Raw genomic sequence first — 10,263 nt, 5'->3', positions numbered from 1 at the left:
CCGCCAAAGGTAATGAGCATTTCTTTGGTGCGATTGGGCATGAGCCAGGTCATATAAAACTGCAGCAGAGCAAGAACAATAGCCAATGGCTGCAGCCATCGGATCCGCTCCTCGCGAGCCGACTTGAAGAGCAAAGCCAATAAAAAGAGGATCCCAAAGTACACAAAGGGATCCCTTTGGGAACTGATGCTGGTCCAGCCAAACGGTAAGGGCAAAGCGCGATGCCCACTCCACCAGGCAATTGTGGCATGGCCCAGCTCGTGAATCCAAATGTGCCAAGGGAGATGTAGCACCTGCAATAGCGCAATGTTGTTTACCAGCAGGGCCACCACCACTGCAGCCGGATAGGTCCAGAGGTTGACTGTCCAGCTATCAAAAGAAAAGCGATCCCAACGCAGCTGGGATCCTAGGCGCAGGCTGTGCTGCCAAAGCAACTGGGAGCCGCGGAAAGCGCGGATTTCCAATTGCTCGAGGCGTGGAATCCGCAGTTGCTTCACCATTAAAAACAGTTGAGCCGCAACCCCTGGCGGCGAGAGGCCTTGGGGCAGGGATCCCAGCAGGTGGATGTGCAGGGTGTTGTCAGCAAAATGTACTTGCGCAGGCCAGCCCCGTCGCAGCAGCTCCAGCCGAACAACTCGCACAATTGCTTGGCCGTTCCCAGCGCGGGCCAGGGCGAGGGGATCGGGGAAGGCGGGCATTGCCAGTTACTTCCCAGAGCAAGGCGGTGGCAGGACGAGGATCCTTACCCATTATCCCCAGCCTGGCAAGCACCGGCGAAATTGCGCTCCTTCTCGGGTCGCTGCTGGGGGAGGTTGGTATAGTTGAGGGCAGCAGGTGTGCTGGAGTGGATGGAGGATCATGCGGGAATTGGGCAAGCTGGGGAGAAGACGGGATCCCAAACCGTCTAGGCAGAGCGCCCTGTGGGGAGCGACGCTGCTACTGGCTTTAGCCGGGGCAGGTTTGTTTTCCCCCTTGCCTGTTCAAGCGCAGCCAACCACTGTTCCTGGTCTGTCTCGCATTGACCGTTGGCACTACGACCCACAGCGGGGGTGGCTAGAGGTCAACACCGAGGGAGAGGTGCGGCCTTTTGTGTTTGTGCTGCAAAACCCTCCTAGGGTAGTGCTGGATTTTCCCAACACCCTTTTTGGACGGGAGCCCCAAACCCAGACCTTTCCAGGACGGGTTACTTCGTTGGAGATCAGGCAGCTCACCCCAACCATCACTCGCTTTGTGCTGCACCTGCAGCCGGATCAGCCCCTTAGCCTCGACCAACTGCAACTGCTCACTGCCAGCCCCTCCCGCTGGGCTGTCCAATTCCTTCAGGCTGGCCAACCCTCGCCCACCGCACCGCTTTTTCCCTCGGTGCCTGGCCCCAGGGATCCCATCTCACCGTCCCCACCGCTGCCCCGCCGCCCCGATGCCGGGCTACCTCCCCCACCTGCCCGTTCCGGCCATCAGATCTTGGCCATCTCCCCTCAGGCGGAAGGCTTCTTCATCCGCACCCAGGGCAGCCCTTCCACCACGGTGCGGCGCATCCTGGATCCGGATCGGGTGGTGGTGGATTTTCTCAACACCACCCTTAGCCCTGCCCTCACCCAGCGGATCTATACTGTCAACCGCCTGGGGGTTTTGCGGCTGCGGGTGGGGCAATTCGAGCCCACCATTGCCCGCGTGGTGTTGGATGTGGATCCTTCCAGTGGGGATTGGGAGGCCCGCTACGACCCGCAGCAGGGAGGAATCTGGATCCAGCCTGCTGGCGGTGCTGCCCAGGCCAGCCTTCTGCCTGATGTCAGCCCAACCGAGGCCCAAGGGCCGCTGGCTACCTTACGCTCTGTGGAGCTGCGGGGGAATCAGCTCATCATTAGCGCCGATGGGTTCATGTTCTACCGGGCCGGCTGGGATCCCGAAAGCGGTGGCTACCGCATCAACGTGGCCCCGGCACGCCTGCCCGAGTCCTTGCCGGATCCCGGCTTGCCGGTCGGGGGACCGGTGCAGCGGATCCGCTTTGTGCAGGAAGATGCCCGCACGGTCAGCATTCTGGTGCAACCTGCCGAAGAGTTCAATGTCTTTGAGCCCAACCCTGGCCAGGGATCCCGACGCATCACCCTGGAGCTGCGGCCTCTCAACGCACCGCCGCCCACCCCTCAGCCGCCGGCGCCTGCCCAAGCTTCCCCTCCTCCCCCCCTGGGCCGGACGGTCATCGCCATCGATCCGGGACACGGCGGACGGGATCCCGGTGCCATCGGGGTAGGTGGGATCCAGGAAAAAGACATTGTGCTCTCCGTTTCCCACCAGGTTCGGCAATTGTTGCAGGAGCGGGGGTATACGGTGGTGATGACGCGCACCGATGACCGCGAGGTGTTGCTGCAGCCGCGGGTGGATAGGGCCGTGCAGGCCAACGCCACTCTGCTGGTGAGCATCCACGCCAATGCTCTGGAGCGCTCCAGTGTTCACGGCATCGAGACCTATTACCTGCGGCCCGACAGCGCCGAGCTGGCCACCATCCTGCACCGCAGCCTGGTGCAAGCCACCGGTGCTGCAGATCGGGGGGTGAGGCGGGCCCGCTTTTTTGTGGTGCGGGAAACGCCCGTGGGCATGCCCTCAGTGCTGCTGGAGCTGGGGTATGTTACCAACCCCACTGAGGGGCGGAAACTGGCTGCCCCCGAATACCAGGCCATCTTGGCGCGGGCCATTGCCGATGGCATCGAGACCTTCTTGCGCAAGCGCTAGAAAGGGCAGGCTAGGATACAGCAGCTTCAGCCAAGGTGTTGAGGAGAAGGGAGCATGCGTTGGGAGTGGGGCTCAGATCCGGATCCCAGTTGGCCAATTGGGGTGTTTGACAGTGGCTTGGGCGGGTTGACGGTTTGGCGGGCCTTGCGCCGTCGCTTGCCCCAGGAACGCCTTCTCTACTTTGCCGACACGGCCCGGCTGCCCTACGGGGATCGTTCCCCGGAGGAGATCTTGACCTTTGTGCGGCAGATCCTCCGCTGGATGCAGGCGCAGCCGGTGAAAGTGGTGGTGATGGCCTGCAACACCAGCTCGGCGCTGGCTTTGGAGCAAGTGCAGCGGGAGTTTGCCCTGCCCATCCTTGGCCTCATCCTGCCCGGCGCCCAGGCAGCCTTGGCCCAGGGATCCCGCATTGGGGTCATTGCCACGGCGGCCACGGTCAAAAGCCGCGCCTACTCCAAGGCTATTCAAGAGTACAGCGCCCTGGATCCCAAGCGCTCTCCCCAGACTGTCCAGTGCTGGGAGCAGGCCTGCCCGGAGTTCGTCCCCCTCATCGAAGCCGGCCAGTCGGACGGCCCCGAGCTGCGCCAAGCCGCCGAACGCTACTTGCAGCCGCTCCTGCAGCGGGGGATCGACACCCTTGTCTACGGCTGCACCCACTACCCACTGCTGGATCCTCTCCTGAAGTCCTTGCTGCCCTCTTCGGTCAGACGGGTGGATCCCGGCGTGGCACTGGTGGGATCCCTGGCCCGCGAACTCAGCCTCTGGGGCCTGCGCCGACCCTCAACTGTGCCCCAGGCAGAACCTCACCGCTTCTACGTGAGTGGGGATCCGGAGCGGTTTGCCCAGTTGTCCAGCCCTTGGTTGGGCTTTCGGCCACAGGTGGAACGGGTGGAATGGCCGGCCTTGGATGTCAACAACTCCCGCCGGCCCTGAGCGAGCCCTGAGATCCCAGTCCAACTGGAACGTCAACACAAGCCCACGGCCTATCTATGCCATCGGATCACTTGGGTCAAGGGGTTGGGGCTGAGAAGATTTGGCATACACCCACTCGAGGTAGAACACCCCATGTCGGGGTAGAATTCTGAGTTCCTTGATGTCTTCCCACTGCAAATGGGTAGGGAACTGCACCCAGAAAGCGTCTAGGCCAAACCACGCCTTGACTTGCTTGCCCACTCTAACCTGCCCTTCTTGGAACTTTGGCCATTGCTTGGGGTAGGCTACGGGAAACAGTCCAGCCTTACGGTACTGTGGCAACCTGGGCTTTGCGTCTGGCTGCGCTTGCAAAAGCGACTTGAAGCTCGTTAGTGCTTCTGCTGCCGATTTGCAGGTCTGCTGGGCAGAGGAGACATGCATCGCCGCAAAGGGCTTGTTCTTGGTTCTCACCCTCTCTCTGCAGAGCTGGGCGTAGCTTACCAGTCGCTTGGTCTTGAAAGAGACTTGGCGAGCATAGTACAGAGCGCAGTTGTAGACCTTGTTGGACTGCTGGCAGAGGTACTCCAGTAGGGCTACTGGCTTCCTGTCCTGAATCAGAACCTGTTGACAGCCGTAGTCCATGGTTGCTGAGTGGTGAGCCAAAACTAGAGTAACGACCCGCATCGTTGGTGAGCCGCTAAAGCTGCTCGAAGGCTTTTCCGCCCCGCCCTACTCGCGTCAGCGGCGCGGAGCGCTGAGTACAGGGCTACCCGGCTACTCTGCTGTGTGCATCTGGGATGCGAGTCGGCTTCAGGAGAAGCCCTGCTGCCGCTTGCGGCTGTCCCGGCGGATCCCCTTGAGCTTCCTGGCACAGCCGACCTTAAAGACAGCAGAGGCCGGCCAGCCACCCATCAACTTACCTTGAAATGAGTAGACAGCTCTGGTAAGCTCGAGGCGGGATTTTGCCTGATTGTCAAGGTTGGGATCCCTCCTAACGAGTCCAGGAGAAACCGACATGGCGGCACGGGTAGGTATCAACGGTTTTGGCCGCATTGGGCGTTTGGTGCTGCGGGCGGCTTGGGGTTGGCCGGAGCTGGAGTTTGCCCACATCAACGAGATTAAAGGTGGGCCTGCCACTGCGGCTCACCTGCTCAAGTTCGACTCGGTGCAGGGCCGCTGGAACATCGACATCGAGGCCTCTGAGCAACGGCTGCGCATCCAAGACAAAACCCTTACCTTCAGTGAATTTAAATCTCCTGGCGAAGTGCCCTGGGCCGATTTGGGGATTGACCTGGTGCTGGAGTGCTCGGGCAAATTCGTTAAGGCGGCAGAGCTGGACGCCTACTTCAAGGCGGGGGTGCGCAAGGTCATTGTGGCTGCCCCTGTCCAGGATGAAGAGGCCCTCAACATCGTCATGGGCATCAACGACCACCTCTACGATCCGGCTCGCCACCACCTGCTTACTGCCGCCTCCTGCACCACCAACTGCCTAGCTCCCTTGGTCAAAGTGATCCACGAAGGGATCGGCATCCTGCACGGGGTCATCACCACCGTCCACGACGTCACCAACACCCAAAGTATGGTGGATGCTCCCCACAAAGACCTGCGGCGGGCTCGCTCGGCTCTGCTGTCTTTGGTGCCCACCACCACCGGCTCGGCTAAGGCCATTGGCCTCATCTATCCTGAGCTCAACGGCAAGCTCAACGGCCTTGCGGTGCGCGTGCCCCTGCTGAATGCCTCTTTGACCGATGCCGTGTTCGAAGTGAGGCGGCCCACCACCGTGGAAGAAGTCAATCACCTCTTGAAGACTGCAGCCGAGGGGGAACTCAAGGGCATCCTCGGCTATGAGGAGCTGCCCCTCGTCTCGGTGGATTTCAAGGGGGATCCCCGCTCCAGCATTGTGGATGCGCCCTCGACCATGGTGGTAGATGGCACCCAGGTGAAGATCCTGGCTTGGTACGACAACGAATGGGGCTACGCCAACCGCATGGCGGAATTGGCCCGCAAAGTGGCTCTCAGTTTATAGAAGCATCCCCCCCTTGGAGACCTGCCCATGACTTCTGTCTCAAGTGCCCAAGCTGCCGCAGTGCGCAACTATGCCCTAGTAACCGCCGCCTACTGGGGATTTACCATCACTGACGGCGCCATCCGCATGTTGGTGCTGCTCCACTTCCACAAGTTGGGCTTCACCCCCATTCAAATTGCCATGTTGTTCCTCTTCTACGAGATCTTCGGGGTGATCACCAACTTCCTGGGCGGCTGGATTGGATCCCTGTTTGGCCTGCGGCTCACCCTCTACGGAGGCATTGCCATCCAGATCTTCGGCCTGGTGATGCTGGGGGTGATCAACCTGCAGTGGCCGGTCTGGGGCCAGGTGGCCTACGTGATGACGGCCCAAGCCCTGGCCGGGATCGCCAAGGATCTCACCAAGATGAGCTCCAAAAGCGCCATCCGTCTGGTGGTGCCCAAGGAGGCCGAATCCCGCCTCTTCCGCTGGGTGGCGATGCTGACGGGATCCAAAAACGCCCTCAAGGGAGCGGGGTTCTTTGTGGGGGCGGCCCTGCTGCAGATCTTCACCGAGATCTACGGGGATCCCCTGGGCTTCCGCATGGCCAATTTTGTCCAGGCGGGGGCGCTGGCTTTGATCTTCTCTTCGGGGGTGCTACTGCCGGCGGATATGGGCAAGGTTAAGGCGAAGATCCCCTTCAAGCGGCTGTTTTCCAAAAGCCGTGAGATTAACCTCCTCTCAGCGGCCCGCTTTTTCCTGTTTGGGTCGCGGGATGTGTGGTTTGTGGTGGCCCTGCCGGTGTTTCTCTACGATGAGCTGGGCTGGAGCTTTATGCAGGTGGGCAGCTACATGGCCATCTGGGTCATTGGCTATGGGATCATCCAGTTCCTAGCACCCCAACTCCTGGGAGGAGGTCGCCCGGGTCGCGCCCCCAAGGCCCGAACCATCCAAATCTGGACATTTACCTTGACAGCAGTGCCGGCAATCATTGCCACCGCCTTTATGGCCGGCCTGCCGCCGGAATGGGTAGTTACTGGTGGCCTTATCCTCTTTGGGATTGTCTTTGCCTTCAACTCGGCGGTGCACTCCTACCTGGTGTTGGCCTACACGGAAGATGACGATGTTGCCCTCAACGTGGGCTTTTACTACATGGCCAATTCCGGTGGCCGCCTGCTGGGGACGGTAACCTCCGGGATCCTCTTCCAGCTCTACGGTTTGGAGGGCTGCCTCTGGTTTTCCACCCTGTTGATTTTGATGGCAGGGCTGTTCTCGCTGAAATTGCCGGATCCCAGCAAAACTCCGGTCGAGTGGGTGGTTAAGCCGGGGGATTGAGGCTTGCCGAAAGGGGGATCCCTCACTCAAGCAGGGCTAGGTTATCCCGATGGACGGCGGTATCCACCCCTTCGTAGCCCAAGATGTAGGGGATCTCGGCAGTTTTTTTGCCCTTGATGCGCCGCAGTTCCTCGGCGCTGTAGTTGACTAGGCCCCTGCCTACCTCGCGTCCGCTGGGATCACACAGGCGCACGGCAGCTCCTGCCTCAAAGTCGCCGGAAACCTCTACGATCCCTGCCGGCAGCAGGGATCGCCCTTGCTCACAGACTGCCCGCACTGCCCCCTCGTCCAGGGTGAGGGATCCCTCGGGGATAAGGCCGTAGGCAATCCACCGCTTGCGGGCGCTAACAGGCTGGGGAGCTGGCTCGAAGCGGGTGCCAATGGGCTCGCCAGCCAAGATGGCCGGGATCTGGTCGGGCCGCTTGCCGTTGGTGATTACCACCGTCACGCCAGCAGAGGTGGCAATTTGAGCGGCAGTAAGCTTGGTGGCCATGCCGCCCGTGCCCCAGCCACTTTTGCCTTGGGCTTCCGCCTTGACCCGTAAAGGCATCCCGTGCTCCACCCGCTCGATGGGCTCGGCGGAGGGATCCCGGTGGGGATCGGCTGAATAGAGCCTGTCTACGTCGGTGAGGAGGATTAGCCACTTGGCCTGTACCATGCTGGCTACCAAAGCTGAGAGGGAGTCGTTGTCGCCAAACTTCAGCTCCTCCACCGCCACTGTATCGTTTTCATTAACAATGGGGATAACTCCCATCTGCAGCAGTTGGGTAAAGGTGCGATTGGCGTTCACGTAGCGGCTGCGCTCCACGAAGTCGCCGCGGGTAAGCAGCACCTGAGCAATGGGTTGGTTGAGGGCAGAGAAGAGATCATCGTACAGGCGGATCAGCCGCCCCTGGCCCACCGCCGCCACCGCCTGTTTTTCCGCGATTGCTGTTGGCCGTTGGCGCAAGCCCAGGCGGGCACAGCCCACTCCCACCGCTCCGGAGGAGACCAGGATTACCGCATAGCCCTGGCTGCGCAGCCGCGTCAGCACCTCCACCAGCGGCCCCAGCACAGAAAGGCGCAGCGAGCCCGTCTGCATGTCTGTCAAGCTGGAGGTGCCGATCTTCACCACCACTGTTCCCTCTGTTGCTGCCATCTTCTTGTTCGATCCACTTGCTCGACCTAGCCAGGGTTCGCCATCCGTATCCCACCATAGCGGAACCAGGGCCCTTGCTTGCCCTCGGAGTCGCTGCAGGGGACAATAGGAGAAGGAATAAGTCTGTCTCAAGGTCTCTCTTTCTCTGGCTGTGAATCCTGTTCGTACCCTCTCCGCCACCAAAGCGGCCTTTTTCAGCGCCTACCCTCGCCCGATCAACGCCGCCTACCGGCGGGTGGTGGAGGAGTTGCTGGTGGAGCTGCACCTGACCACCGTCAACAGCGCCTTCGTCTACGATCCCTTTTTTGCCCTAGGTCTGGTTACCCTCTATGACAGGCTGATGGAAGCCTACCACCCCCCAGAGCAGCGCGAGGCCATCTTCAACGCCCTCTGCAAGGCGCTGCACCTGAAGCCGGAGGTGTTGCGCAAGAACGCCCGCGACCTGCTGGAGCTGGTGCGCAGCGGGGATCCTGTCCAGCGATACAACCTGCTCTGTCTCAAGCCAGAGGCGGAGGATGTGGGCGGGCTGAAGGCCATTTTGCAGCGTATGACCCAGTCCCCGTACGCCTACAGCCGGGTTCTGGCGGTTGGTCTCTACACTGCCTACGAAGCGGTGGCTACCTCGCTCTACAAGGAGCCGGAAGAGCGCACCCGCCACTTTCTGGAGGATGTGATCAGCAACTTGCCCTTCTCGCCGGAGCGAGTCAAAAAAGATCTGGAGCTCTACCGCAGCAGCTTGGATCGCCTGAAGCAGGCGCGGGCCATCGTCGAGGAGATGGTTAAAGCAGCCCGGCGCCAACAGGAGCGCCGCCAATCCACCGCCTCACTGCCCGGGACTTCCGTCGCCGATCCCCAAGAGCCCGGCAGCTAAGCCCTCCTAAGCCAAGTACTGGGCCCACCTGTCCACCACCTCAGGCGAGCCGTACCAGCGCCGCCCGCCGCGACCGGAGTGGTGACAGTCGGGAATGGTGAGGTTGATGGCCCCTGCCAGATGGGCAGCCTCGAGGGGGGTGATGCCATCTCCCCACAGCTCCCCCTGGCCGGCGGTAAGCCGGTAGCTGTTGTAGGCCAGCCAAGCCAGGTAATGCTCCTGCCGCCACAGGGATCCCAGGCCCAGGCGGCGCCCTTGAATGGCCTTGCCGGCCACACAGACGTACTTGACCTGCGGCCAGAAGGCCCCTGGGTAGTGGGTGTTAACGAAGTCCAGGTTACGCCTTGTCCAGCGTTCCCGGCTGGTGTGAGGGGATCCCAGGCTAATGAGAGTGGCAACGTGCTCTCGCCCCTGCCACACCTGCCCCCCGTAGGGCACGGATCCCAGGTAGATGCGGGCAATCCAGCCGCCAGCGGAGTGGGCCACCAAGTTAACCTGGTCAACTGCAAACTCGGCCTGGGTGCGTTGGATAGTGGCCTGGAGGGCCCGCAAGATGGGGGTGACGGGCCTTCCCCCCAGCGTGGGAAACCAACTGTACACCTGCAGGGGCACCACCCGGGCCGCATAGCCGCGGGCCTCCAGCTCCTGACGCAAAGGCTCGTACTCTGAGGCACCTGCCAAGTAGCCGGGCAGGATCACCGTGGGCAGAGCAGCCATGGGCTAGCGCGGGTACCAAAACATGCCCTTGATCCCCTCCGGGTCAGGTGTAAAGCCCAGGCGCTCGTAGAAGCTGACCACCCCCTGGTCGGCGAAAAGGGTGATGTTGCTGATGTCCTGGGCGCGCAGCTCCTGGATCACCTTTTCCATCAGCCGCTTCCCCAGCCCTCGGCCCTGAAACTCAGGATGCACCACCACATCCCAGATGGTGGCATTGAAGGCATGGTCAGAGGTGGCGCGGGCAAAGCCGATGAGGCGACGGTAGCTGCCCCGCTGCTGCCACATCGACACCACCAAAAAACTATGTTGCAGGGCTTTCCTAACCTTGTGGATAGGGCGACGCGACCACCCTACTGCATCGCAAAGTTCCTCCAGCTCATACAGATCCAGGTTGGGATCCAGGCTAAAGACAATGGTTTCTCCTCCCACCGCCACTGTCTCCTGGCGAGGAGGGGGTGTGGCCGTTTGTGTTGACGCTTTGGTGGCAGCGGTCCCTGCTGAGCCAAACAGGCCTTTCCAAAAACTCATTGGAATTGCAGTGGGGCAAAAGCCCAC

The 10,263-nt window shown here is 61.4% G+C and carries 8 protein-coding genes and 1 pseudogene; 5 read left to right on the top strand and 4 right to left on the bottom strand.

All coding sequences use genetic code 11. The features are described 5' to 3' along the window. Positions 1-698, bottom strand: a pseudogene (locus NW863_RS01505) (hypothetical protein); the annotation flags it as partial. Positions 699-858: 160 nt separating this feature from the next. Here NW863_RS01505 and NW863_RS01500 point away from each other — a divergent pair. The 4 genes from NW863_RS01500 (at position 859) to arsJ (ending at position 6,982) form a co-directional block, all read left to right on the top strand. Beyond that, positions 859-2,730, top strand: a complete 1,872-nt coding sequence (locus tag NW863_RS01500) for an N-acetylmuramoyl-L-alanine amidase (protein ID WP_414363999.1) — start codon at positions 859-861, stop codon at positions 2,728-2,730. Between the two features lie 54 nt (positions 2,731-2,784). After that, a complete protein-coding gene (murI, locus tag NW863_RS01495; protein ID WP_414363997.1) occupies positions 2,785-3,663 on the top strand; it encodes a glutamate racemase in 879 nt (292 codons plus the stop codon). Positions 3,664-4,657: 994 nt separating this feature from the next. After that, on the top strand, positions 4,658-5,668 hold the full coding sequence (locus NW863_RS01490; RefSeq protein ID WP_414363996.1) for an ArsJ-associated glyceraldehyde-3-phosphate dehydrogenase: 1,011 nt from the start codon (positions 4,658-4,660) through the stop codon (positions 5,666-5,668). Between the two features lie 27 nt (positions 5,669-5,695). Next, on the top strand, positions 5,696-6,982 hold the full coding sequence (gene arsJ / locus NW863_RS01485) for an organoarsenical effux MFS transporter ArsJ (RefSeq protein WP_414363995.1): 1,287 nt from the start codon (positions 5,696-5,698) through the stop codon (positions 6,980-6,982). Positions 6,983-7,004: 22 nt separating this feature from the next. Here the strand turns inward: arsJ and proB are convergent, their stop codons facing one another. Continuing rightward, on the bottom strand, positions 7,005-8,120 hold the full coding sequence (gene proB, locus NW863_RS01480; RefSeq protein ID WP_414363994.1) for a glutamate 5-kinase: 1,116 nt from the start codon (positions 8,118-8,120) through the stop codon (positions 7,005-7,007). 151 nt (positions 8,121-8,271) lie between these two features. On the opposite strand from proB, the gene psb29 reads away from it, so the two are divergent. After that, positions 8,272-8,991: a photosystem II biogenesis protein Psp29 gene (gene psb29 / locus NW863_RS01475; protein ID WP_414363993.1), complete on the top strand. Its 720-nt coding sequence runs from the start codon at positions 8,272-8,274 to the stop codon at positions 8,989-8,991. A 6-nt stretch (positions 8,992-8,997) separates the two neighbouring features. On the opposite strand, the gene NW863_RS01470 is transcribed toward psb29, so the two are convergent. Both NW863_RS01470 and NW863_RS01465 read right to left on the bottom strand, forming a co-directional pair. After that, on the bottom strand, positions 8,998-9,708 hold the full coding sequence (locus NW863_RS01470; RefSeq protein ID WP_414363992.1) for an esterase/lipase family protein: 711 nt from the start codon (positions 9,706-9,708) through the stop codon (positions 8,998-9,000). A 3-nt stretch (positions 9,709-9,711) separates the two neighbouring features. After that, entirely contained in the window at positions 9,712-10,236 is a 525-nt protein-coding gene (locus NW863_RS01465) for a GNAT family N-acetyltransferase (protein WP_414364013.1), read from the bottom strand. Between the last annotated feature and the right edge of the window lie 27 nt (positions 10,237-10,263).

Source organism: Synechococcus sp. B60.1 (genome assembly GCF_047462555.1).
Taxonomy (GTDB): Bacteria; Cyanobacteriota; Cyanobacteriia; order Thermostichales; family Thermostichaceae; genus Thermostichus.
Note: the sequence above shows the minus strand (reverse complement) of the source record. Positions and strands in the feature narration are given on the sequence as shown.

Bases quoted from the DNA above. Each gene is read 5' to 3' on its own strand.
- NW863_RS01500 (WP_414363999.1), top strand. From the start codon at position 859: ATGCGGGAATTGGGCAAGCTGGGGAGAAGACGGGATCCCAAACCGTCT.
- murI (WP_414363997.1), top strand. From the start codon at position 2,785: ATGCGTTGGGAGTGGGGCTCAGATCCGGATCCCAGTTGGCCAATTGGG.
- NW863_RS01490 (WP_414363996.1), top strand. From the start codon at position 4,658: ATGGCGGCACGGGTAGGTATCAACGGTTTTGGCCGCATTGGGCGTTTG.
- arsJ (WP_414363995.1), top strand. From the start codon at position 5,696: ATGACTTCTGTCTCAAGTGCCCAAGCTGCCGCAGTGCGCAACTATGCC.
- proB (WP_414363994.1), bottom strand. From the start codon at position 8,120: ATGGCAGCAACAGAGGGAACAGTGGTGGTGAAGATCGGCACCTCCAGC.
- NW863_RS01470 (WP_414363992.1), bottom strand. From the start codon at position 9,708: ATGGCTGCTCTGCCCACGGTGATCCTGCCCGGCTACTTGGCAGGTGCC.
- NW863_RS01465 (WP_414364013.1), bottom strand. From the start codon at position 10,236: ATGAGTTTTTGGAAAGGCCTGTTTGGCTCAGCAGGGACCGCTGCCACC.